A 23,996-nucleotide genomic window follows, 5' to 3' on the forward strand; every position below is an offset into this window, starting at 1 on the left:
AACTCCATAGACTTAGCTAAATGCAGTGTTCATCTTCACACCATTGAAGCACTATGCAAATAACCAACCGGATTAACTTCAGAAACCTACAGGGTGACTTATTTGGCGGGCTTACCGCTGCGATCATTTCATTGCCCCTAGCCTTGGCATTCGGGGTGGCTTCAGGGGCGGGCCCCATTGCGGGTTTGTACGGTGCAGTCTGCGTCGGCTTTTTTGCTGCCCTGTTTGGCGGCACACCGACCCTGATTTCAGAACCCACCGGGCCGATGACCGTTGTGATGACTGCGATCGTGGCATCTTTAACGGCAAGCTACCCCGAAAACGGTTTGGCGATGGCGTTCACCGTCGTCATGTTGGCGGGTGCGTTTCAAATTCTGCTGGGCGTGTTTCGGCTGGGTAAATACATTACCCTGATGCCCTACAGCGTCATTTCTGGCTTTATGTCAGGGATTGGGGTAATTCTGATTATCCTGCAAATTGCTCCCTTCCTGGGCCAGCAAGCTCCAAAGGGTGGGGTGATGGGTACAGTCACTAATCTGCCGAATTTGCTGACCAATATTAACCCGCCCGCTGCCATCCTGGGTGCGTTGACGGTTGCCATCATTTTCTTGATGCCCCGTAAGTTTAAGCGAATTGCTCCGCCGCAGTTGGTGGCTCTGATTGTCGGTACAGTGGTTTCCCTGGTCTTTTTCCCAAATGCTGACATTCCTCGGATTGGGGAAATTCCGATGGGGCTACCCACCCTGCAAATGCCCACTTTTAGCCCCGGACAAATGACTCGCATGCTGGTGGATGCAGCTATGTTGGGGATGTTGGGCTGTATTGATACGCTGTTGACGGCAGTAATTTCCGATAGTCTGACCCGAACCGAGCATGATTCTAATAAAGAACTGATTGGTCAGGGCATTGGCAACTTAGTATCGGGACTGTGCGGTGGTTTGCCGGGCGCGGGAGCCACGATGGGAACGGTGGTCAACATTCAGACGGGGGCACGGACAGCTTTATCCGGTTTAACGCGGGCGTTAATTTTGCTGGTGGTGGTGCTGTGGGCTGCTGGCTTGACGAGCGATATTCCGATGGCGGTGCTGGCGGGAATTGCGCTGAAAGTGGGGATTGATATTCTCGACTGGAGCTTCCTGAAACGATCGCACGTGGTTTCCTGGAAAGGTTCTCTGATCATGTACGGCGTGCTGCTGCTAACGGTGTTTGTGGACTTAATTGTGGCAGTTGGGGTTGGAGTGTTTATCGCCAATATTCTGACGATCGAGCGGTTGAGTGCATTGCAGGCTCAAGATGTGAAGGTGATCAGTGATGCGGATGATGCGGTTGTATTGAACGCAGAAGAGAAGCAATTGCTGGATCAGGCCCGGGTCGGGTGTTGCTGTTCTACCTGAGTGGCCCCATGATCTTTGGTGTGTCGAAGGCGATCGCTCGTCAGCATCAGGCAATGAAAGATTGCGATGTGATGGTGATGGATTTGAGCGATGTCCCTCATTTGGGCGTAACCGCTTCCCTGGAAATTGAAAACGCGATTCGGGATGCGGTCGATGCAGGAAGACAGGTTTATTTAGTGGGTGCAACGGGCAAAGTTCAACGTCGTTTAGAGAAGTTAGGGCTTTTCCAGCTCATTCCTGAGCAACAATTATTTGCTGACCGAATAGATGCTCTGAAACAGGCAACAAGGACAGCAGGTGGTTCTATCAACGGACAGCTACCGAACCTGGATGATGAATCAGATCGGGATTGGCGATCGGCTGTGCAGGTGCGGTGAGGAAGTAGGGAGTGGGGAGTGGGGAGTAGGGAGTAGGGAGTAGGGAGTGGGCGATCAATCGTCCGTTGAAGTGAGGCAGGCAGGATGCTTGTGGAATGAGGCAGGCAAGATGCTTGTGAAATGAGGCAGGCAGGATGCCTGCGCCACGGATCCCTGATTCCCCATTCATAAGACGTAGTTTGGAGGTATCACACATGATTTGGATAGACCCGATATTAGGTACGGTTGCGGCTGAAAATGCACCGATCGTGTTATCAGGTGTGTTGTTGAGTCTGGTGGTTGTTTACTTGGCCAGTAAGTTGGGCGGAGAAGTTTCCAAAGCCCTGGATTTTCCACCTGTTTTGGGAGAATTGATTGGTGGGGTGTTAGTGGGAGCTTCGGCTCTGCATTTTCTGGTGTTTCCTGAAAGTGGAGCGCAGTATACGGACTCCTTGCTGATGCCGATTCTGCAATGGGTGGGCGATTTAAGCCCGGAGGCAGTGGCGGAAGTGTTTGCTTCCCAAAGTGAAATTATTTCGCTGCTGGCGGAATTAGGGGTGATCATTTTGCTGTTTGAGATTGGCCTAGAGTCTGATCTGCGGGAACTGCAAAAGGTGGGGTATCAAGCGGCGATCGTTGCCTGCGTGGGAGTAGTGGCTCCCTTTGTGGCAGGTACGGTGGGTCTGATGCTGCTGTTTAATGTCCCTGCAATTCCGGCAATCTTTGCTGGAGCGGCCCTGACGGCAACCAGTATTGGGATTACTTCAAAGGTGCTGTCGGAACTGGGGCAACTGAAGTCCAGGGAAGGGCAGATTATTGTCGGTGCAGCGGTGATTGATGATGTGTTGGGCATCATTGTGCTGGCGGTGGTGGCTAGCCTTGCCAAAACGGGCGAAGTTGATGTGATGAATGTGGTTTATCTGATCATCAGTGCGACTGCGTTTTTGTTGGGCGCAATTTTGCTGGGTAAATTCTTTAACCAGGCATTTATTACGGTTGTCGATAAGTTGCAAACTCGCGGCAAGCTGGTGATTCCTGCCCTGACCTTTGCCTTTCTGATGGCGTTTCTGGCCAATGCAATTCACCTGGAAGCAATTTTGGGTGCATTCGCCGCAGGTTTGGTGTTGGATGAAACCGATCGCCGTAAAGAACTCGACCAACAAATTATTCCGATCGCTGATATTTTGGTGCCCATTTTCTTTGTCACGGTTGGGGCAAAGGCGGACTTGGGTGTGCTGAATCCGGTAGTTCCTGAGAACCGAGAAGGATTAGTGATTGCCGCATTTTTAATTGGAGTGGCGATCGTCGGTAAGGTCATGACTGGATGGTTTACGTTCGGACAGCCTGGAATCAACCGTCTGGCGATCGGTGTGGGCATGATTCCACGGGGCGAAGTCGGACTGGTGTTTGCAGGCATTGGTTCGGCCAGTGGCGTATTAAGCAAACCCCTGGAAGCTGCGATCATCACAATGGTGATTCTGACGACGTTTTTGGCTCCGCCCTTTTTGCGAGTCGCCTTTGGGGAATCTTCAGAATCTGAACCCCTCGTCGCCCAAACAACCCTGGAAAAGGAACCCCAAACCTTGACCTCTGAGTAATGATCTAGAGTGATGATCTAGAGGGTTTGACCCACCTCTCTGCCCCTGCCCCAAGGGGAATGCCTGCAAATCCCCTCCTGGGAGGGGTTAGGGGTGGGTTCAACTCCTGGGAGGGGTTAGGGGTGGGTTCCTGAAAATCCCCAAGTCTAAGAAGATGTTTGAGAAATGGTCTATGGTGATTTTAAGCACCTGTACAATCCCCCCTACCCCCCCTTAAAAAAGGGGGGAACTGAACTCAAAGTCCCCCTTATTAAGGGGGATTTAGGGGGATCTAAACCGTTTTGCTACCAACAGCAGGATCTTTAAAGCATCTTCTAAGAAATCTGCAAGGACGATTGCGATCGGATTTGTGATCCGACCGCCTATTTCCACAACCATGCCAGTAGATCACGCCCTTTAGCTCCTTTCTCCCATTCTCAGGATTGTGAATTCAACCTGTTCACCGTTCTGCTGGTTTGACTGGGCGGGCAAGATGCTCACCCTACAAGAGTTTCAGGTTGTTAAATTTGCATTCCCTGGTTAACTCAATTACTCAAAGTAATGCCTTTTAGGGCTACCGTATAGACACGAACCTGTTTGTTCTCTATCCCATTGGTCCTGTGTTAGAAGCCTTCGTTTTTGCAACCGTACTCTGCGGATTTTTTGGCATCATCTTCAAACAGAATTTGATGATGAAAATCATTGCAATGGATGTCATGAGTACAGGAGTTATCGCCTACTACGTGCTAATTGCTGCACGAGATGGTTTTCTCACTCCCATCGCTTCCACTGCGATTGCCGCTACGACTGAGAATGTGGCCTATGCCGATCCGGTTCCCCAAGCGGTGATTCTAACCGCGATCGTCATTGGCTTTTCCATTCAAGCACTCATGCTGGTGAGTGTAATGAAGCTGGCACGAGATAACCCCACTCTGGAAAGCAGCGAGATCGAGAAAAACAATACACCATGAACAGCTTAACCATCACCTGGATTGCCCTGCCTTTTTTCGTTGGTTTTTTAATTTATCTGTTACCGACGCTCGATCGATTTCTGGCCGTTGGGGTTACTCTCGTGTCGCTCGCCTACGCGCTGTGGCAGTTGATTGAGCCATCCTCTATCACGCTGTCATTGCTGGATAGTTTTGGGGTGACGCTGACCGTTGATGCGCTGAGTAGCTACTTCATCCTGACCAATGCTCTGGTGACTGCCGCCGTTTTGCTTTACTGCTGGCGTAGCGGGAAGAGCGCCTATTTTTATACACAGGCGATTATTCTACACGGCAGTGTCAATGCGGTGTTTGTTTGTGTAGACTTTATAAGTTTGTACGTCGCGTTGGAGGTGATTGGGATTGCGGCATTTCTGCTCATTTCTCATCCTCGAACCGATCGCGCCATTTGGGTTGCCTTGCGCTATTTGTTTATCAGCAATACGGCAATGCTGTTTTACCTGATGGGGGCAGTATTGGTGTATCAGGCCAATCATTCCTTTGCCTTTGAGGGATTACGCAATGCACCCACGGAAGCGATCGCCCTGATCTTTTTAGGATTGCTGACGAAGGGAGGCGTGTTTTTATCGGGTTTGTGGTTACCGATGACGCACTCCGAATCGGAATCGCCGGTGTCGGCACTGCTGTCGGGTGTGGTGGTGAAAACGGGAGTGTTTCCCCTGGTACGGTGTGCATTGCTAATGGAAGAGTTGCTTCCGGTGGTGCAGCTTTTGGGGGTGGGAGCAGCGTTGCTGGGGGTGACGTTTGCAGCCTTTGAGAAGGACACCAAACGGACGCTGGCCTTAAGTACGGTGTCGCAAATGGGCTGGATTCTGGTTGCGCCTGCCGTGGGGGGACTGTATGCCCTGGCGCATGGATTGGTGAAGGCAACGGCTTTCCTGATTGCCGGAACTTTACCCAGCCGCGATTTTACAGAACTGCGACAAAAACCCATGCCGACCACTCTGTGGATTGCGCTGGTGATGGCGTGTTTGTCAATTTCAGGCTTTCCGCTGCTAGCAGGGTTTGGGGCAAGATGCTGACCCTGAAGCAGTTGGATTCCTGGCAGGGGATAGCGATGAATGTTGGGGCGATCGGTACGGCAATTCTCTATGCCAAATTCATCTTTTTACCTCACGATCGGCAAGCAGATTCCAGCAAACTCCAGTCCAATTTCTGGATGGCCATGTTCCTGCTGCTGGGGGCGTTAGTTGTCGCCAATGTTTGGTTTATTGAAACCTATACCGTGGCAAACCTGATTAAGGCGATCGCCATTATCGGTGTGGGCTGGTTGGTGTATGGCTTGACCCTGAAGCGATCGGGATACAAACTTCCGCCTGCATGGGAGCAGCTTGAGCATCTGATTGGCGGAATGAGCCTGGTGTTAATTTTGCTGTTTTGGATGGTGGTGTGGGTATGATTGGACATCTGAACCTCATATTGCGGCTGACGATCTGGTTTTTGCTAACGGCGGATTTGAGTCCGGCCAATATCATCATTGGTGTCAGTGTTGCGCTGTTGTTACCGGGTCGGCAAAAAGCGGCGGCGGCATTAAAGGATTGGCTGCACGTCCTGGGGGAAATCCTGGTGGCAGTGCCTCAGGCCTATAAAGAAGCCTTTGAAATTATGCTGCGACCCCACAAAGCGGAAGATGTCACGATGGAACGGGTCAAACCGCGCCGTACTCCTGGATTAATCTTCCTGGATATTTTTCTGATTACCTTTACCCCAAAAACGATCGTCTTGAAATATCACGAACGGGGTTGGTATGAGGTGCATTGGGTGCGCCGGAGAAAAAAGACATGAATGAAGCGAAGTAGTACCTACAGTACGTTATGGATATCCTGACTGTTGTTTGGATCACCCTGCCATTTTTTGTTGGGTTTCTCATTTATTTACTGCCGACGCTCGATCGGTTTCTGGCAATGGGGGTCGCTCTAGTGTCGCTCGCCTATGGGCTGTGGCAGTTAATTGAGCCATCGTCTGTGACGCTGTCGTTGCTGGATAGTTTTGGAGTCACGCTGACCGTTGATGTCCTCAGTGGCTACTTCATCCTGACCAATGCCCTGGTGACTACCGCCGTTTTGCTCTACTGCTGGGGAAGTAACAAAACAGCATTTTTCTACACGCAGGCGATCGTCTTACATGGAAGTATCAATGCAGTATTTATCTGTGCCGATTTTATTAGTCTGTATGTCGCGCTGGAGGTGATTGGAATTGCAGCGTTTCTGCTGATTACCTATCCTCGGAGCGATCGATCGATTTGGCTGGGCTTGCGCTATCTGTTTGTCAGCAACGTTGCCATGCTGTTTTACTTAGTGGGTGTGGCAATGGTCTACCAGATGAATCACTCTTTTGCATTTGCTGGATTGCGGAATGCTCCGGCGGAGGCAACGACTTTGATTTTTCTGGGGTTATTGACGAAAGGAGGCGTTTTTATTTCGGGATTGTGGACTCCGTTGACCAATGCCGAATCAGAAACAGCGATATCCGCCCTGCTGTCTGGCGTTGTGGAAAAAGCTGGAGTTTTTCCCCTGATCCGCCTGGCTTTGCTGCTAGATCAGATTAATCCCATCGTTAGATTCTTTGCGGTTGCCTCGGCCCTGATGGGAGTCACCTGGGCCATTTTGGAAAAAGATACAAAGCGGACGCTGGCTTTTAGTACCATCTCTCAGTTGGGCTGGGTAATGGCGGCACCCGCCGTGGGAGGGGTTTACGCCCTGGCCCATGGACTAGCTAAACCAGCGATCTTTTTAGCGGTAGGACACCTGCCAAGCCGTGACTTCAAGGAACTCCAAAAGCAGCGGATCGATACCACCCTCTGGATGATTCTGCTGATCGGGGGCCTCTCCATTGCAGGCTTTCCCTTGCTGGCAGGATTTGGCGCGAAAATCTTGACTATGCAAAATCTAGTGCCCTGGCAGACTGTTTTAATGGATATCGCTGCGATAGGCACAGTCATCGTGTATGCCAAGTTTGTTTTCTTGCCCCATCAAAAGCAAAAAATGCGAGACTCGCTCCAGCCTGGATTTTGGGCAGCGATCGCTTTACTGATCGGCGGGCTGCTGGTTGCGAACGGGGTGTATTACCCGGCCTACACGGTTGCGAACATAACAAAAGCCATCGCATTGGTTGGGATTGGCTGGCTGATCTATCACCTGATGATTCGACGGATATCATTGCAGTTGCCCCGTATGTTTGAACAACTGGAACATCTAATTGGGATGATGAGTGTAATGTTGGTTCTCCTGTTCTGGATGGTGTGGGCATGATGAGAATTGAATTATTTTTTGCTCGAAAAGTGATTCGCGTCAGAGAGGTAAGTTTAAACACTCACGAATGGAACTGGTATGCAATGCACTGGACTCAGAGGAAAAGCAGATGAATATTGTATTAATGGCAATGCTTTTAGCCCTGTTAATTCCCATCTATGAAGCCTGGCAGGATGATGATGTATGGCAGAAGATGCTGGCCTTTGCCAGTATTGCTACCAAAACTTCGATCATGATTTTGATTATTTCGATTCTGCGGGATGATTGGATGATTGGTGTGGTTGGGGTAATTATCTTGAGTGTGGGAAATGCAGCGTTGATGCTGTTGGCTCATGTGATCAAACGGTTAAATGACGTGTCGAGAGGAGCATTATGATTGACATCCTGAGCTACATTTGCATGGGAATTGGTCTCCTTTTCTGGTTCTGGGGAACTATCCCTTTAGTGGGTAAGCGATCGGTGTTGTTTAAGCTCCATAGCCTTTCTGTTTCAGATACATTGGGTTCAATGAGTATTGTGATTGGGCTGCTTCTCAAGATTCCGAATGAATGGCCTCTACTGATTCTAGCCCTGATCTCGCTGGCTATCTGGAATACGGTGTTGGGCTATGTACTGGCTTACTGCTCCAGTGGTGGAGAGAGCACAGTTGGCGATCGAATTAGCGATCAAACGGACGAACATCGAATGGATGGATATGGTGAATACGGTACGGGTGAGTTCGGTGTCAGACAATAGGAGCAGGTGAAGATGAACGAAGATATTTACATGATTGCGATCGTCGCGTTGCTGCCCCTGAGTGCCCTGATTTTAACCTTTCAGGTGAATCCCTATCACGCTCTAATTCTGCGCGGGATTTTGGGTGCGGTGGCGGCTCTGGTTTATGCCCTCCTAGGCGGAGCCGATGTGGCCCTGACAGAAGCCCTGGTAGGAACGATGCTAGCCATTACCCTCTATGCAGTTGCCGTGCGATCGTCGCTGGTGATGCGTCTGGGGGTGCTGAAGGAGGAATGGGGACATCACGAAGAGGCGATCGCTCAGGTGAATACTCTACCTTCAAGCCAGCTTGCCTCCAGTCAACCGCATCTCCGGCTAATGCAGGACTTTCGGACTGTTTTGAAAAAACATTATATGCGGCTGGAACTGTTGTCCTTTGATGATCCTCAATCTTTGCTGCAAGCTCTCAGCGATCGAGACGTTCATGCCATCTGTACTGAGCGTTCTCTTGCCAACCTCCATCATTCAGATGTGCCAGCAGCAACTGCAACCGGAAATCCGCTTTATCACACTACAACTCGAATTCAGCGGCTTTATGATCTCCTGAATGCTGAACTGGATTCACCCCTGACTAGCCTTGCCTACAGCCAACCTGACTCTGTCCAACTGGCATCATCCATATCGCGTTCAACCGACCTTACACTAACCGGGGAGGAGCATTCATGAAGTGGGTTTATGTCTTAGCCGGGATTGCTGTCTACATCAAGTTTTTGATTTTACCGAATATTGCCCCAGAGATGGTGGATGGTTCGATCGTGGGTTCGATCGTCCAGGATAGCGGCGTTCCCAATGCAGTGACGGGAATTATTTTCCGAAATCGGCTGTACGACACCATCTTTGAGGTGGTAGTGTTTACGATCGCCATCATGGGTGCAAAGTTTCTACTGGCGGATGAGAAACCGTTTGCCAGGGTATATCAATTCACCGATCAACCCTCGATTGTGCTCGCGCGGCTAGGGGCAACGATCGCGGCTCTGGTCAGCATTGAGCTGGCAATTCGGGGGCATCTCAGTCCGGGCGGTGGATTTGCCGCAGGGGTGGCCGGGGGAACAGCGATCGGGCTGGTGGCGATTACGTCTTCCTCAGAGTGGATGCAGTCCGTTTACGGGCAATGGCGAGCGGCGATCGTGGAAAAAGTTTCAGTGCTGATTTTCATTGGCTTGGCACTGATCACCTTAGTCGGGCTGGAATTACCGCACGGCTCCTTCGGTGCATTGCTCAGTGGCGGGGTGATTCCGTTCTTGAATATCCTGGTGGCCCTCAAAGTTGCCCTGGGATCCTGGGCCGCCATTTTGCTGTTTATCCGCTATCGAGGACTGCTGTAGCAGGTTTGGATTCGATTTTCAATCCCTCCCCCCAGAGGGACGCAGCAAGCATCTCCAATTCGGCATGATCAGACGTAAAGTTTCTCTGATACAGTAGCGAGTCATAGGCTTGTTTATGATGAGAACCTGGCCCCGATATTTTTATCCCTATGCTGCTCGATTCGAACCCTTCTACCCGTCCGGTGAATGCAGATAACCCCTTTACTGTTCCCGATCTGCAACGACACACCATTCGCCCGTTTGGAGTATATGTCCTGAATGGACTGGCTTCTACGGGGGAGAACCTGATTGCCCTGGATACGATCCGGGGGTATTTAATCCAGGTCGATTGCCTTAATGACAGTACGACGGTGCTCAATCCTCATCACCTTGAGCAGTTTATGGATGCCACGGGATTGTCAATTTGGCAGGAGCAAATCTGGTTTGCCAGGGATGAACAGGTTTACTGGTGTACGTTTGAAGATCTAACCCCCCGTAAGTTTATTTCCCTGCCCTATCCCGTGAATGGGGTGGCAGTCAAGGAGTCTGCGGTTTATGTCACCTGCCAGAAGTATGGGTATATTTTGATCTTTAACCGGGATACGGGGTCAGAAATCACAAGATTCCCATTGCCAGGGGTCGGTGAAGAGAACCTGTCGATTCGAGATGAGGAACTCTGGGTCTGCGATACGCTGGAGCGATCGGTCTATTGCCTCGATCGAGCGACGGGGGAACTTCAGTTTAGTATTTTGACTCCTTACGAAAATCCGACGGGCATCACCTTCCATCCCGATCCGTTCACGGGAGAATCAATCCTCTACCTCTGCTACGCTCAGGAAGAACGGTACATCCGCGATAATCCCAACCGGGCAGATGATCCCTACGAGCTGGCTGTGCGCGATCGCACCTTTATCCATCCGCTGCACTTTCACTACGATGCTGAAAAACGCTACACCCTTTCCAACGGCTATTTAATGGAAATGTCCTACGTGGAGGAACTTTCCCCCCTGGAGGATGTGACGCTGACCGACTTAGAATGGCGGATTGCCATGCCTGCCAGCACCGATCGCCAGAAGATTCTTCACATTGAGCCGATCGGGATGCCCTACGAAGAGGAAATCCAGAACGGCCAGCGAGTTGCCGTGTTTCGGTTCGATCGGTTGGAGAAGAATGAAGGACGGATTTTTGGCTGGAAGGCATTGATGGAAGTTCGAGGCATCAAGTATCAGCTCAACTTCCGCGACACTGAGGATATTCCGGTGCTCACAGAAGAATTCCAGCAGCGGTATCTGGTGGACGATGATGAGTTGGCAATGGATAAACCCGCGATTCAGTGGGCTGCCAGAGAGGCGATCGGCACGGAAACAAACATCCTGCGCCAGGTACTGAAAATCCGCAACTATGTTTACGATCGGATGTCCTACGGCATTAAGCCCCATATTGATACCCCCGATGTCGCCCTGGAACGGGGAGTCGGTTCCTGCGGTGAATACGTGGGAATTTTACTGGCCTTGGCCCGGTTGAATGGGATTGCCTGCCGTACGGTTGGCCGCTATAAGTGTCCGTCTGACCCCGATCGCCGGAATGTACCCCTGGAGCCAGATTTTAACCATGTTTGGATTGAATTCTATGTGCCGGGGTATGGCTGGTTGCCGATGGAGTCGAATGTGGATGATGTGATTGAAGGCGGGCCCTATCCGACGCGCTTCTTTATGGGCTTACCCTGGTTCCATGCGGAAATTAGTAAAGGAATTCCCTTCGAGCGGATCGCTGCCCCCAATCTACCAGAGGAAATTTCCATTGGCGATTTATCCCTGAACCACGTTCGGTTTACGATTCTGGAGGAGTTGCCACCACCTCAGGCGACGTAGCGACGCATGGCCGGTTCATGAAAAACGCAAAATTTGATACGATATGGGACTCTCTGCGGGCGAGCTACTGGTTTTTACCTACATTGATGGCGATCGGTGCAATGGCTCTCTCAACGCTGATGCTACTCGTCGATAGTGCTGAAATTGAGTTTTTGCACGACGTGCGCTGGATTTATACCGGCGGCCCAGACGGAGCGAGGCAAGTCCTTTCTACCGTGGCGGGATCGATGGCAACCGTAGCAACCACAGCCTTTTCGATTACGATCGTCGCCCTTCAGCTTGCATCATCGAGCTTTGGGTCACGCCTGCTGCGAAACTTCATGCAGGATCGCGGGAATCAGTTTGTGTTGGGCGCTTTTGTCTCGACCTATGTGTATTCCTTGCTGGTTCTGCGAACGATCCGCAACGAAGACTTTGACTTCTTTGTGCCCCAGCTTTCCGTTACGGTAGGCATGATCCTGGCGGTGTTCAGCATTGGGGTCTTAATCTACTTCATCCACCATGCTGCAACGATTATTCAAGCCTCCCATGTGCTGGCGGAAGTCAGTGATGAACTCCATGACGCAATCGATCGCCTGTTTCCGCAACCGCTGGGCCACAGCATCCCCGATCGCTACCGTCCTATAAGCGAAATTCCCATCGACTTTACTGAAAATTCCCGATCGATCCAGTCCGAACGCACAGGCTACCTACAGTTAATTGATGATGCCTCCCTGATGAAGTTGGCCCGTCAGCATGATCTGTTGATTCACCTGCGCCACCGTCCAGGGAAATTTATCATCCAAAATAGCGATATTGCCAGGGTGTATCCTGCCGAGCGAGTCAACTCCGATCTGGCCAGGCGCATCAACAAAACCCTGATTTTGGGCAAAGAACGCACTGAACAGCAAGACGTAGAGTTTCCGATCGATCAGTTGGTGGAAACCGCGACACGAGCCCTCTCACCAGGAATTAACGATCCGTTTACCGCCATTCGCTGTATCGATCGCCTGGCCGCAGGTTTATGTCATCTCGCCCAACGAGAGATCCCCTCCGCCTACCGATACGATGAGGATGATCAACTGCGAGTGATTACAGTGCCGATTCGATTTGAATCCATTGTCGATCAGTCCTTTAACCAGATTCGACAGTACGGTAAGACTGATCTAGCCGTGATGGTTCGGTTGCTGGAGGGAGTCTATGCTGTAGCTAAATGTGCGCATAATCCCGTTCAGCGTACTGCCCTTACTCGTCATGCCGAAATGATTTTGCGGAGTAGTCAAGAAGGATTGTCAGAGGAATACGATCGAAAACTCGTAGCGGAACAGTACAACGCCATCCTAGAAGAGTTAGAAGAACCCTGAGGGATCTGCAATTAAATGACATCCCAATTTTTGAAAAAATCGGCTGTAAGGGCGCACAGCAGTGCGCCCCTAACGGGTATGTTATTTTGCCGCATCCCCCTAACGTTCCTGATTCATCTACTCCCATTCCCTGTCAGGCGACGATTCGCTCCTACTCCAATGCCCTTTGGGCGAATCCCGATTCGCCCCTACAATTCTGCCCGAATCGTAAAACTGTAATCTCCCCCCGGCTCAAGCTGATAGTCACATCGCTCCAGAAACCGAGACAACGGCTCCTTGATCAAAGCACGACCGAGGGAGGGTTCCACCACCAACCTGCCCTGGCGAAATAACCACTCAAATTGCCACTCATATTCGTTAGCTCTGACTTCTCCTTCAATCCGACCACTTTGCCAGGATTGATGGGTAATTCGGACATGGGCAGTTGTTTCAGGCAGACGCTTGGGACTCACAATTGCGTTTCCTTAATCAGGCTTCAGTTGAGAACTTTGGGAACAGGACGAGCATCTGGCTCAAGCACCCACAATACCAAACCTTTGGTGACTCTGGTGAGGATCACAGTATTTCCCCGGTGGGTCATTAATTCAGCCTTTTGACGAGCTGCTTCTAGACTGGGGAAAAATTTGACGTAGGTATAAAACTGCCCCTCATAATGAATAGCACTCGTTGGCTTCTCGGTTCCAGGCAACGTTACATGGCAGCAATCCACTAGTTTCTGGACAAAAATCGGAGTTGGCTCAGGCAGACTTCGAGTATACGCCTGCCACCCAGAAGAATTTGACATCACACATCCCCTTGGATCAGTATAAGAACTTTTGTATCGAAGCATCACTCTAGCATTGGGCAGATACGGCAGGCTTCAGAACTCTTCCTGATCTTGAAGTCCCTGCCTGAACCATGCAACTGCACAAATGCGATCGGTATATTTCTCAGGTTGCCCAAATTTTCCGCAGGCTCTCAGGGCATCTCAAATCAGAGCCTTTTAGGGAGGCAAATTAAATAACTCCGATTTTTTCTGTACGGGCGCACTGCTGTGTACCCCTTCTAGAGATTAAATTTTCGATTTTATTTAATCCGCGTTCCTTAAAGTAGTATCGGTTACACAAAAACGATCGATTTGTTTGATCGATCGCTCTACCTTCTGAAAGATTTAAGGCAAAAAGTGTTTCATTTTACAGTTAACTGTGGTGAAGCAGGGATATTTGTGTTAAGAATGGTTACACATACAGCGGATTTTAGTTTATATTGCACAAAGTCTGCTTGTCCCTTCGTCTAAGTGAGGATTGTTCGGTGACATCATCCGTTTCGTTTTCCCAGACTACCCGTGAATCTGACTCACTCATCGCCGAATTTTTTCAACGATCGGAGGGGCAGTGGCGATCGGAGCGTCGATACTACACCCTGCCCGATGGTGAAACGAAGGAGATGATTAGCCAGCTCTCAATTCGCTTCCTGGAGCAAGGCTGTGAAGAACTGCGGGAACTGGCGCGACTCCATCAGCTCTCAGACGAAACGATCATGACCTGTGGGGCAGAAGTCACCTGGAACAGTCAGGATTCAGTATCGGGACGGAAGCAGTCTCAAGGTTCAACCCTGTTTGGCGCAAAAGGCGATATTCTTTACCGCGATCGAGGTTTTGCCACAACCCAGCCCATCACGGCTCAGTTTGTCTTCACCAATCCTGAAACGCTGTGCCTGCGAACCGAGTATAAAGGCTCTGTGTTTGAAGAAGAATTGAAGCTAATCGGGCAACAGTACCGAACCCGCCAAACCATCATCTCGCGGGCAGGAGAACAGCAGATGATTGGGCAATACCTGGAAAAACGGCTAGGTTAATCAATCCCTGTGGGTAAGGGCGGTTCGCGAACCGCCCCTAGCTGGACGCACTGGTATAAAATCGCAGGGCAAACCGCCAGAAATAATGGGCAACCAGCAGTAATCCGATCGCCAATAAGCCCGCTCCTGCAATCCAGGCAAGCTCCGCTCGGGCTAGTAGAACCTCAGCCGGAATGGTCGTTAAAAATGCGACAGGCACAATAAATGTGAAGAAAAATCGATAGGCGATCGGGTAAGCCGCCATTGGGAAACGTCCCGCTTCCAGCAGACCCCGTAGCACCTCAGTAACGTTGTAGATTTTGACAAACCAAATGCTTGTGGCTCCCAACATAAACCAGAGGCTATAGAGGCTCAGAAGCCCAAACAAAAGCGGCACCAGAGCCAGAAAATAGGCATTGGGAGCGATTCCGAGTTGAGATCCGGCATAACCGATGATCGCCATACCAAAAATCAGATCAGGCAACCCCCAGGGGGAAACGGTGCGGGTGGAAAGCCAGAACTGGGAGCTAATCGGCTTCAGCAGAACGAAGTCTAGAGTTCCCAACTGCACCTGTCGGACGATTTGATTCAGGTTAGGAGCCAGAAACGTTGCAGAAAATCCTTGCAGCAGCGTGAACACTCCCAATACGACCAACGCTTCCTGCCAGCTCCAACCCTGAAACGTATAGCCTCCCTGATAGAACAAAAACAGGGCAAACAGGCTACCCGACAAACTCCCCAAACTGGTAAGCGTCGCAATGATGAAGTTAATCCGGTACTCCAGTTCAGCCTCGATCGCCGTTGACCAAAACAATCGTAAGACCCGCCGATAGCGACTTATCCGCTCCATTACCCCTACCCTTCCTCCGGTTCAATCCCCGCTGCCCTCAGTTGCGCTGCTAGCCGTTCTGCCCGCTGGCGTTCTGATTCTGCCCGATGGCGTTCCTTTGCCACTAGTTCCGATCCCCACAGCAGCAGTTCTCCCTCCGCATTCCACCATCGCAGCCAGTCCCCCGTGCGATTTTCGCGGCTACCCTGCCATATGCCCAAAAACAAATTCATTTCAGGAATCCAGTGGCGATCGTCTGGATTCGACTCTTGAAGCAGATAACGTCCAGAGGCATCTAAGCGGTAAACCTCCAGAATTCCGGTGTTCGGTTCAAAAATGACATAGTTGGGAACCTGCAAAATTTGTTCATAGAAAAACCACTTACCCGGTGGATAGGTCGGCTTGTTGGAATATTCTTTGCCTTCCTCGTCGGAAATAAACTCCATGACAATGCAGGGCACCTCCCCTTGCAGGTTGGGCGTATAGCTGCGGTTGACTTCTTCCCTGGAAACGCGAATCTCCGCAACATAGCCCCAGTCAGGTGCTTTGACGACCACTTGCTGGTTCAGCGTGGCGCAGATGCCATAGTTGGTCAGGGTCAGGGCATGGGCAGGTAAGCGATTGGCCAGTTCTAAGCTTTCGGTCAATGCAGCCGCCAGGGCAGGCTGATTAATGTTATCCACAGGGTCATCATCCAGCACAAAATCATCGGGCAGCTTTTCCCATTTCACCTCCCACTTCACCTGACAGGTGGTGTCTGGGGCGATCGTCATACTCCTGCCTCCCTTGCCTAAATCCCAATCCGGTGTAGCCTTATTGTAATATTGATTGGCAGTAGCCGAACAAATGAACTACAAGCGACAATTTGCTTAATCCTAGTTAGGATGAGGGAAACTCGATCGCTGTTACAAAACCATACAAAAAAGGCTGAGTATATGTACCTATCTCTCTGGTCAGGTAAACCCTACCCCCTGGGAGCGACCTGGGACGGGAAGGGTACGAACTTTGCTTTATTTTCTGAGCACGCCACCGGTGTGGAGCTGTGCTTGTTTGACAATTACGGACGCGAAACGCGATTACCCCTGACGGAGGTTAGCAACTTTGTCTGGCATGGTTATGTGCCATCGGTTGGGCCAGGTCAGCGATACGGCTTTCGGGTGCATGGGCCCTACGAACCCCACAACGGGCATCGGTTCAACCCGAATAAATTAGTCATCGATCCCTATGCCAAGGCGATCGAAGGCCATGTTGACTTTAGCGAAAAGATTTTTGGCTACTCCTGGGACGATCCAGCAAAAGATCTGTCTTTTTCTGACGAAGACGATGCCCAGTACATTCCCAAAGCCGTTGTGATTGACGACTCCTTTGACTGGGAAGATGATGAGCTACTCCAAACGCCACGCCACGAAACCATCATCTACGAAACCCACGTCAAAGGCTTTACCCGGCTCCATCCCGATATTCCGCCAGAGCTGCGGGGAACCTATGCCGGATTGGGGCATCCCGCTTCAATTTTTCACCTCCAGTCCCTCGGCATTACCGCAGTCGAACTGATGCCCGTTCACCACTTCTTTGCCAATCCAGGACATCTGGTCAGTAAAGGGCTGAAAAACTATTGGGGCTACGATTCCCTCAATTATTTTGCTCCCTATTCGGGCTATAGTGCCAGCGGCAACCAGGGACAGCAGGTGATTGAATTCAAACAAATGGTGAAGGCTCTGCATCAAGCTGGGATTGAGGTGATTCTGGATGTGGTGTACAACCATACGGGGGAGGGTAACCACATGGGGCCAACGCTCTCCCTGCGCGGAATTGATAATGCTTCCTACTATCGTCTGGTGGAAGGAGAACCCCGCTACTACATGGATTTCACCGGCTGCGGTAATTCGCTCAATGTGCGCCATCCGCAAGTTTTGAAACTAATCATGGACAGCCTGCGCTACTGGGTGCTGGAAATGCACGTCGATGGCTTCCGGTTTGACCTGGCTTCTGCCCTGGCGCGAGAGCTGTACGCAGTCGATCGCCTCTCGGCTTTCTTCGATATTATTCACCAGGATCCTGTTCTGGCCGATGTGAAGCTGATTGCTGAACCCTGGGATGTGGGCGAAGGCGGCTATCAGGTGGGTGAGTTCCCCCTACTGTGGTCGGAATGGAACGGAAAATATCGGGATACGGTGCGGGACTTCTGGCGCGGAGAAGATAGTCGTTTAGCAGAATTTGCCTATCGGTTTACGGGCAGTTCTGACCTGTACCAGAGCAACGGCCGCAACCCCAGTGCCAGTATTAACTTCATCACCGCCCACGATGGGTTTACCCTGCGGGATCTGGTCAGCTACAACGACAAACACAACGATGACAATGGTGAAGGCAACCGGGATGGTGAAAACCACAACCGATCGTGGAATTGTGGGGTTGAGGGCGATACGGACGATCCTGAGGTGCTGACCCTACGGCGACGACAGCAGCGCAACTTTTTGGTGACACTGATGCTGTCCCAGGGGGCCCCATGCTCTTGAGCGGAGATGAAATGGGGCGATCGCAGCAGGGCAATAACAATGCCTACTGTCAGGACAACGAGATTTCCTGGCTGGATTGGGATCTGAAGGAAGAAAACGAATCGCTGCTGGACTTTGCCCGCCAACTCATTTCTTTTCGCCGCCGCCATCCGGTCTTCCGTCGTCGCAAATGGTTTCAGGGCAGAGCGATCCACGGCACCACGGTGAACGACATTGGCTGGTTTAACCCCGATGGCGGGCAAATGACTGAGGAACAGTGGAATGATGGCTTTGCCAAGGCGATCGCTATTTTCCTCAACGGGCAGGAAATATCAGAACCGGGAGAGCGGGGAGAGCGAATTATGGATGAAAGCTTTGTGCTGTTCTTCAACGCCCACTACGAAATGATTGAATTCACCATCCCAACCGGACTTCAGCACTGGCAGTGGCAGGTGATCATCGACACGACCCAACCGCGATTTGTGGAAAACGGGATGTGGTTCACCAGCGATAAGCCGATCGAGGTGGCAGAGCGATCGGTTACAGTCCTGAAACGGGTGGGCTAGAGTCTCTCTCAGGAGAGGTGTAGAAAGGGAGGAGGACAGTGTAAAAGATGCTAAGGATTGTAAATCAACCCGACGGGCAGACCCAATGGGCGGGCTGTGTTCATCGGAAGGACGTGCAGGATGCTCATTCAACCGGAAGGACGGGCAAGATGCCCATCCCACAAGCAATTGCAGCCCTTATCCGAAAGCTGATTTATAAACTAAATTTTGAGTGCTGAAAGAATGATATGGCTTGATCCCCCCTAGCCCCCCTTCATAAGGGGGGAACTCAGCTCCCAGGCTTAAGTCCCCCTTTTGAAGGGGGATTTAGGGGGATCGAAACTTTTGTTTACAGATCAGCCCTGATTCTTAAACGCTAAACCTTATACACTCACCCCTGTTCTTAAAAATCATGCAGTTAGGTTCTTGGTATCTCGGTAACGGTCAAGCTAGCTTCACCCTCTGGGCTCCCCTCCTGGAACAAGCCGCCCTCCACATCGTTGCTCCCGAAGAAAAACTGATTCCAATGGAGCAAGACGATCGCGGCTATTGGCACGTCACCACAGCAGCCACACCGGGAACACGCTACTTTTTTCAACACAACGGAACAGACGATCGCCCTGATCCCGCGTCCTATTCCCAGCCCGATGGAGTTCATAAGGCCTCCGAAGTGGTGGATCAGTCCACCTTCCAGTGGACAGACGAATCGTGGCAGGGGGTTCCTCTAGAAGAAATGGTGATCTACGAGCTTCATGTGGGCACCTTCACGCCAAAAGGCACCTTTGAAGCCATGATCGATCGCCTGCCTGACCTGAAGGAGTTGGGGATAAATACGATCGAGATCATGCCCGTGGCCCAGTTTCCGGGCGATCGCAACTGGGGCTATGATGGCGTGTTTCCCTTTGCGGTGCAAAATTCCTACGGGGGAGTTGAGGGGTTAAAGCAGCTCGTCGATGCCTGCCACAGAGAAGGGCTATCAGTGGTGCTGGATGTGGTGTACAACCACCTGGGCCCCGAAGGCAATTACCTCTGGTGTCTGGGAACCTACTTCACCGACAAGTACAAAACCCCCTGGGGCAGTGCGATCAACTATGATGATGCCCACAGTGACGGAGTGCGGGAATATTTCGTCCAGAACACCCTCTACTGGTTCCGCGATTTCCACATCGATGCTCTGCGGTTAGATGCGGTTCACGCCATCTACGATTTTGGAGCCAGGCACATCCTGCACGAAATTTCTGAAGCAACGGCTCAACTCTCCCAGCAAATTGGGCGCAAGTTTTATCTGATTGCTGAAAGTGATCTGAACGATCCCCGCATCATTCGATCGCCCGAAAAAGGCGGCTACGGTATGGATGCCCAGTGGAGTGATGACTTTCACCACATTCTGCACACACTCCTCACCGGGGAAGCCCACGGCTACTACGAAGACTACGGCAAGTTCCATCAGTTCGCCCGGATTTATGAAAAGGGCTATGTCTACGTCTGGGATTATTCCAAATTCCGCAAACGCTACCACGGAGCCGATCCAAGCGATTGTCCGCCGAAACAGTTTGTCGTTTGTTCCCAAAACCACGATCAGGTGGGCAACCGGATGTTGGGCGATCGGTTCTCCACGCTGATTTCCTTTGAGGCGCAGAAGCTAGCCGCCGTGACGGTGCTGCTTTCACCCTACGTCCCGATGCTGTTTATGGGCGAAGAATATGGCGAACCCAACCCCTTCCTCTACTTTGTCAGCCATAGTGATCCCGGTCTGGTAGAATCAGTTCGCAAGGGCAGAAAAGAGGAGTTCGCTGCCTTTCACGCGGAAGGGGAAGCACCTGATCCCCAGTCTGAAGCTACGTTCCAGCAGTCTAAGCTGCAATGGGACAAGCGGCACGAAGGGCAACATCAAACCCTCTGGCAGTTCTATCAGGCTCTCCTGAAACTGCGCCAATCCGTTCCGGCACTCACCCGTGCCGGAGCCGATCGCACCTCCTATGAAGTCTCTGGTCTGGACGAGGAGAAAGTATTGCGATTGCGGCGATGGCAGGGCAACAGTCAGGTTTTGTGTCTGATGAACTTCAGCCAAAATCCCGTTCAGCTTACGATGACATTGCCCCCCGGAACCTGGAAAAAGTCACTGGATTCCGCTGATACTCGCTGGGGCGGTTCAGGGTCTACTCTACCCGATGTGCTTCCCACCGATCGCACCTCATCCGTACCTCAGCAATCCTTCTCTTTCTCGCCTCAGAGTGCGGCGGTGTATATCAGCGAATAAACGCTCTACCCCAGGAAGCTTCTACCTTGTGCATCCTGATCGTGTGTTTTAGTCGTGTTTCTGTCGGTACGTTGTGTGATTCCCGGTGATCTGGCTTGCGTTATTTGTCATCCCCGTTCAGCCCTGGTCTACGGCTCCTGGGGTTGTGCGATCTGTGATTGGTCTGGTCTCGTCTTTTCTAAGCCCAAAATCTAAGATCCAGAATCTAAGATCCAAACTCTAAAATCCAAAATTCAAAACCTAAAATCCAAACCCCCTGTCCCCTACCATGATGCAAATCCCTATCGCAACCTATCGCATTCAATTCCATGCAGGCTTTGACTTCAAGGCGGTCAAGGCGATCGTCCCTTATCTGGCTGAACTGGGGGTTTCTGATCTATATGCATCCCCGATTTTTACCGCTCGCAAGGGCAGTAGTCACGGTTACGATGTGGTGAATCCGCAGCAAATTAACCCAGAACTGGGCGGACAGGAGGGATTTGAAGAGGTCGTGGCCGCCCTTCAGAAACATGAGATGGGCTGGGTACAGGATATTGTGCCGAACCACATGGCATTCAGCAGCCAAAACCATATCCTGGTGGATGTGCTGGAAAACGGAGCCGATTCCCAGTACTGCGAATTTTTTGATATTAACTGGAATCATCCCTATAACGGCATCCGGGGGAGAGTATTAGCTCCTTTTTTGGGCAAGTTCTGCGGGGACTGTCTGGAAAGTGGAGAATTGCAGCTCGGCTACACGCAGGAAGGGATTGCAATCAATTACTACGATCAGAGCTTTCCCCTGCGGATTGAGTCCTACAGCCACATCTTGATGTACGATCTGGCGCGACTCCGGGAGAAGTTAGGACGGAATCATCCTTTCTTTATTAAGCTGTTGGGGATGTTGTATATGCTGAAATACATTCCCTCTGGTTCCGAAGGACGAGAACGCTACGATCAGATTTCTTTCATCAAGCGAATGCTATGGGAACTCTGGAATGATTGCCCGGAAATTAAAGAGTTCATTGAAGAAAATATTCAAACATTCAACGGCGAAGTGGGCAAGCCGGAAAGCTTTAATCAACTGGATAACTTATTAAATGAACAGTTTTTCCGCCTGGCTTACTGGAAAGTCGGGAATGAAGAACTGAACTACCGTCGGTTTTTTACGGTGAATGATTTGATCTCCCTCCGAGTTGAAGATCAAACTGTATTTGACACCACCCATGCCTTCATTTTGCAATTGGTGCAGGAGGGCAAGTTTACTGGATTACGAGTCGATCATATCGACGGATTGTATGATCCGGCGGAATATATTAATCGACTGCGGGAAAGTGCCCCTGAAGTTTATTTGCTGGTAGAAAAGATCCTGGAGGCGGATGAAGAATTACCGCTCAACTGGCAAATTCAGGGCACGACCGGATATGACTTTATGAGCAAGGTGAATTGCCTGTTCTGCCAGCAGGCGAGTGAAGCGGAGTTCGATGAAATTTATCACCGCTTTACGGGTCGCTACATGGATCTGGATACGTTAATTGACCAGAATAAGCGACTGATTATTGGCAAGCACCTGGCTGGAGATATTGATAATCTGGCACACCTGTTAAAACAAATTGCCGATCGCCACCGTTACGCCAGCGACTTCACCATGTATGGCTTGAAGCGAGCCCTGGTGGAAATTCTGACGCTCTTCCCAGTCTACCGCACCTACATTAATCGGGATGGCTCCAGTAATGCAGATAAAGAGTGTATGCAGTGGGTGATGAGCCGGGCCAGGAAAATCTGCCCGACTTCACGAATGAACTCAGCTTCATTGAACGGTTCTTAATGTTGAACTTTGATGACGGTTTGAGTCAGGAAGATAAGCAAGTCTGGCTGCATTTCATTATGCGGTTACAGCAGTTCACAGGGCCGCTGATGGCAAAAGGGGTAGAAGACACGGTTTTCTATGTTTACAATCGGCTGATTTCGCTGAACGAAGTCGGAGCAACTCCTGCCCTGTTTGGAATATCCGTCGAGGATTTCCACCAATTCAACCAAACCCGTTTGTCCTACTGGCCCCACGCCATGAACGCCACCTCCACCCACGATACGAAGCGAGGGGAAGACGTGCGGGCTAGAATCAACGTCTTATCAGAAATTCCGGAAGAGTGGGAAAAGCACGTTAAACAATGGCAGGAGATCAACGCTCCCTATCGAACCATCGTGGAGGATCTGGTTGCCCCTAGCCGCAATGATGAGTATTTCTTCTATCAAACTTTAATTGGTGCGTTCCCATTTGATGATCAGGATTATCCCAATTTAGTGAATCGGGTGAAGGAGTACGTCATTAAAGCGATCCGGGAGGCCAAGGTGCATACCGCCTGGATTCGTCCCCATTCCGAATATGAAGATGCGTTCCTGAAATTTGTCGATCGCGCCCTGGAACCCTCCAAGAAAAATGCCTTCCTGGATTCGTTCCGCCCCTTCCAGCGCAAGGTACAGCACTACGGGATCTGTAATTCCCTATCCCAAACCTTGCTCAAAGTCACGGCTCCTGGTATGCCTGATTTCTATCAGGGTACTGAACTCTGGGATCTCAGTCTGGTTGATCCCGATAACCGTCGTCCAGTGGACTTTGACCAACGGTTGAGCTATCTGAAGGAAATTAAGGCAAAAACCAAAACCAAATCCAAGTCTAAATCTGGTCTTCTAAGCTATATCGAGGAACTACTGAAAACCCCAGAGGATGCTCGACTCAAGCTGTTCTTAATCTATCGTGCCCTCCAGACTCGGCGGGAATACCTTGAGTTGTTCCAGCGGGGCAGCTACGAGAAGTTAACCGTTCAGGGCAGCTTAAAAAGTCATGTCGTTGCCTTCTCACGGGAACTGGGAGACATGCGGGCGATCGTTGTTGTACCCCGGTTGCTGACTTCTCTGGTGAAGGAGGGAGAATATCCGCTGGGGGAACAGGTGTGGCACGAAACTCGCATTATCCAGTCTCCTGGCTCCTCAATGGTGTTACAGGATGTGATTACAGGACAAGAGATCCAGGGTGAAGAAACCCTATGGCTCAAGGAAATTTTGGCGCATTTTCCTGTAGCGTTGCTGGTGGGTAAGGTGGAGGACACGTTTGATATGAGTGAGGAGGAGAGTGAGGAGGAGAGTGAGGAAGTTGCAGAATTGAACAACCGCAGAAGTGCGTAAAAGTCACCCA

15 protein-coding genes and 5 pseudogenes are annotated in these 23,996 nt (G+C 50.9%); 16 read left to right on the forward strand and 4 right to left on the reverse strand.

Translation table 11 applies throughout. The annotated features are described in order from the left end of the window. The first annotated feature begins 53 nt into the window (after positions 1-53). The 12 genes and pseudogenes from ACM1PF_RS31480 to ACM1PF_RS31535 all read left to right on the forward strand — a co-directional run bounded on the left by ACM1PF_RS31480 (position 54) and on the right by ACM1PF_RS31535 (position 12,877). Positions 54-1,771, forward strand: a pseudogene (locus ACM1PF_RS31480) (SulP family inorganic anion transporter). A gap of 194 nt (positions 1,772-1,965) precedes the next feature. Then, the gene (locus ACM1PF_RS31485) at positions 1,966-3,348 is read left to right on the forward strand and encodes a cation:proton antiporter (RefSeq protein ID WP_416670382.1); all 1,383 of its coding nucleotides are present in this window, start codon (positions 1,966-1,968) and stop codon (positions 3,346-3,348) included. 599 nt (positions 3,349-3,947) lie between these two features. Next, positions 3,948-4,298 carry an NADH-quinone oxidoreductase subunit K gene (locus tag ACM1PF_RS31490; RefSeq protein WP_416670383.1) on the forward strand — a complete coding sequence of 117 codons (351 nt, stop codon included), beginning with the start codon at positions 3,948-3,950 and terminating at the stop codon, positions 4,296-4,298. Continuing rightward, positions 4,295-5,733: pseudogene (locus tag ACM1PF_RS31495) on the forward strand (cation:proton antiporter). The gene ACM1PF_RS31490 and the pseudogene ACM1PF_RS31495 overlap by 4 nt, the downstream one beginning before the upstream one ends. Next, the gene (locus ACM1PF_RS31500) at positions 5,730-6,119 is read left to right on the forward strand and encodes a cation:proton antiporter (RefSeq protein WP_416670384.1); all 390 of its coding nucleotides are present in this window, start codon (positions 5,730-5,732) and stop codon (positions 6,117-6,119) included. Before ACM1PF_RS31495 ends, ACM1PF_RS31500 begins: the two are co-directional and overlap by 4 nt. 29 nt (positions 6,120-6,148) lie before the next feature. Then, entirely contained in the window at positions 6,149-7,585 is a 1,437-nt protein-coding gene (locus ACM1PF_RS31505; RefSeq protein WP_416670385.1) for a cation:proton antiporter, read from the forward strand. Positions 7,586-7,694: 109 nt separating this feature from the next. After that, the gene (locus ACM1PF_RS31510; protein WP_416670386.1) at positions 7,695-7,961 is read left to right on the forward strand and encodes a hypothetical protein; all 267 of its coding nucleotides are present in this window, start codon (positions 7,695-7,697) and stop codon (positions 7,959-7,961) included. Continuing rightward, a pseudogene (locus tag ACM1PF_RS31515) lies at positions 7,958-8,221 on the forward strand (monovalent cation/H(+) antiporter subunit G); the annotation flags it as partial. The gene ACM1PF_RS31510 and the pseudogene ACM1PF_RS31515, both read left to right, overlap by 4 nt. A gap of 111 nt (positions 8,222-8,332) precedes the next feature. Further along, positions 8,333-9,025 (forward strand): DUF4040 domain-containing protein, encoded by a 693-nt coding sequence (locus ACM1PF_RS31520; RefSeq protein ID WP_416670387.1) that lies wholly within the window; start codon positions 8,333-8,335, stop codon positions 9,023-9,025. Then, on the forward strand, positions 9,022-9,684 hold the full coding sequence (locus tag ACM1PF_RS31525) for a Na(+)/H(+) antiporter subunit B (protein WP_416670388.1): 663 nt from the start codon (positions 9,022-9,024) through the stop codon (positions 9,682-9,684). Before ACM1PF_RS31520 ends, ACM1PF_RS31525 begins: the two co-directional genes overlap by 4 nt. Before the next feature lie 149 nt (positions 9,685-9,833). Next, complete coding sequence (locus ACM1PF_RS31530; protein WP_416670389.1) at positions 9,834-11,534, forward strand: transglutaminase domain-containing protein; 1,701 nt, start codon at positions 9,834-9,836, stop codon at positions 11,532-11,534. Between the two features lie 17 nt (positions 11,535-11,551). Continuing rightward, complete coding sequence (locus ACM1PF_RS31535; protein ID WP_416670390.1) at positions 11,552-12,877, forward strand: DUF2254 domain-containing protein; 1,326 nt, start codon at positions 11,552-11,554, stop codon at positions 12,875-12,877. Between the two features lie 188 nt (positions 12,878-13,065). Here the strand turns inward: ACM1PF_RS31535 and ACM1PF_RS31540 are convergent, their stop codons facing one another. Beyond that, positions 13,066-13,329, reverse strand: coding sequence for a DUF3146 family protein (locus ACM1PF_RS31540; protein WP_416670391.1), 264 nt, complete (start codon positions 13,327-13,329; stop codon positions 13,066-13,068). A 23-nt stretch (positions 13,330-13,352) separates the two neighbouring features. Next, positions 13,353-13,661, reverse strand: a complete 309-nt coding sequence (locus ACM1PF_RS31545; RefSeq protein WP_416670392.1) for a hypothetical protein — start codon at positions 13,659-13,661, stop codon at positions 13,353-13,355. A 506-nt stretch (positions 13,662-14,167) separates the two neighbouring features. On the opposite strand from ACM1PF_RS31545, the gene ACM1PF_RS31550 reads away from it, so the two are divergent. Further along, positions 14,168-14,713 (forward strand): phycobiliprotein lyase, encoded by a 546-nt coding sequence (locus ACM1PF_RS31550; protein WP_416670393.1) that lies wholly within the window; start codon positions 14,168-14,170, stop codon positions 14,711-14,713. Positions 14,714-14,750: 37 nt separating this feature from the next. Here ACM1PF_RS31550 and ACM1PF_RS31555 read toward each other — a convergent pair whose 3' ends face one another. Further along, on the reverse strand, positions 14,751-15,533 hold the full coding sequence (locus ACM1PF_RS31555; protein ID WP_416676893.1) for an ABC transporter permease: 783 nt from the start codon (positions 15,531-15,533) through the stop codon (positions 14,751-14,753). A gap of 14 nt (positions 15,534-15,547) precedes the next feature. Next, positions 15,548-16,294, reverse strand: coding sequence for a Uma2 family endonuclease (locus ACM1PF_RS31560; protein WP_416670394.1), 747 nt, complete (start codon positions 16,292-16,294; stop codon positions 15,548-15,550). Positions 16,295-16,456: 162 nt separating this feature from the next. Here ACM1PF_RS31560 and glgX point away from each other — a divergent pair. The 3 genes and pseudogenes from glgX (at position 16,457) to treY (ending at position 23,986) form a co-directional block, all read left to right on the forward strand. Continuing rightward, positions 16,457-18,582 (forward strand): annotated as a pseudogene (gene glgX, locus ACM1PF_RS31565) (glycogen debranching protein GlgX). Between the two features lie 391 nt (positions 18,583-18,973). Then, a complete protein-coding gene (treZ, locus tag ACM1PF_RS31570; protein ID WP_416670395.1) occupies positions 18,974-20,821 on the forward strand; it encodes a malto-oligosyltrehalose trehalohydrolase in 1,848 nt (615 codons plus the stop codon). A 271-nt stretch (positions 20,822-21,092) separates the two neighbouring features. Then, a pseudogene (gene treY / locus ACM1PF_RS31575) lies at positions 21,093-23,986 on the forward strand (malto-oligosyltrehalose synthase). Positions 23,987-23,996: the final 10 nt, after the last annotated feature.

The sequence above is a fragment of the Egbenema bharatensis FJBBOT/2019 genome (assembly GCF_048077055.1).
GTDB lineage: Bacteria > Cyanobacteriota > Cyanobacteriia > Elainellales > Elainellaceae > Egbenema > Egbenema bharatensis.

Bases quoted from the DNA above. Each gene is read 5' to 3' on its own strand.
- ACM1PF_RS31485 (WP_416670382.1), top strand. From the start codon at position 1,966: ATGATTTGGATAGACCCGATATTAGGTACGGTTGCGGCTGAAAATGCA.
- ACM1PF_RS31500 (WP_416670384.1), top strand. From the start codon at position 5,730: ATGATTGGACATCTGAACCTCATATTGCGGCTGACGATCTGGTTTTTG.
- ACM1PF_RS31505 (WP_416670385.1), top strand. From the start codon at position 6,149: ATGGATATCCTGACTGTTGTTTGGATCACCCTGCCATTTTTTGTTGGG.
- ACM1PF_RS31510 (WP_416670386.1), top strand. From the start codon at position 7,695: ATGAATATTGTATTAATGGCAATGCTTTTAGCCCTGTTAATTCCCATC.
- ACM1PF_RS31520 (WP_416670387.1), top strand. From the start codon at position 8,333: ATGAACGAAGATATTTACATGATTGCGATCGTCGCGTTGCTGCCCCTG.
- ACM1PF_RS31525 (WP_416670388.1), top strand. From the start codon at position 9,022: ATGAAGTGGGTTTATGTCTTAGCCGGGATTGCTGTCTACATCAAGTTT.
- ACM1PF_RS31530 (WP_416670389.1), top strand. From the start codon at position 9,834: ATGCTGCTCGATTCGAACCCTTCTACCCGTCCGGTGAATGCAGATAAC.
- ACM1PF_RS31535 (WP_416670390.1), top strand. From the start codon at position 11,552: ATGAAAAACGCAAAATTTGATACGATATGGGACTCTCTGCGGGCGAGC.
- ACM1PF_RS31545 (WP_416670392.1), bottom strand. From the start codon at position 13,661: ATGTCAAATTCTTCTGGGTGGCAGGCGTATACTCGAAGTCTGCCTGAG.
- ACM1PF_RS31560 (WP_416670394.1), bottom strand. From the start codon at position 16,294: ATGACGATCGCCCCAGACACCACCTGTCAGGTGAAGTGGGAGGTGAAA.
- treZ (WP_416670395.1), top strand. From the start codon at position 18,974: ATGCAGTTAGGTTCTTGGTATCTCGGTAACGGTCAAGCTAGCTTCACC.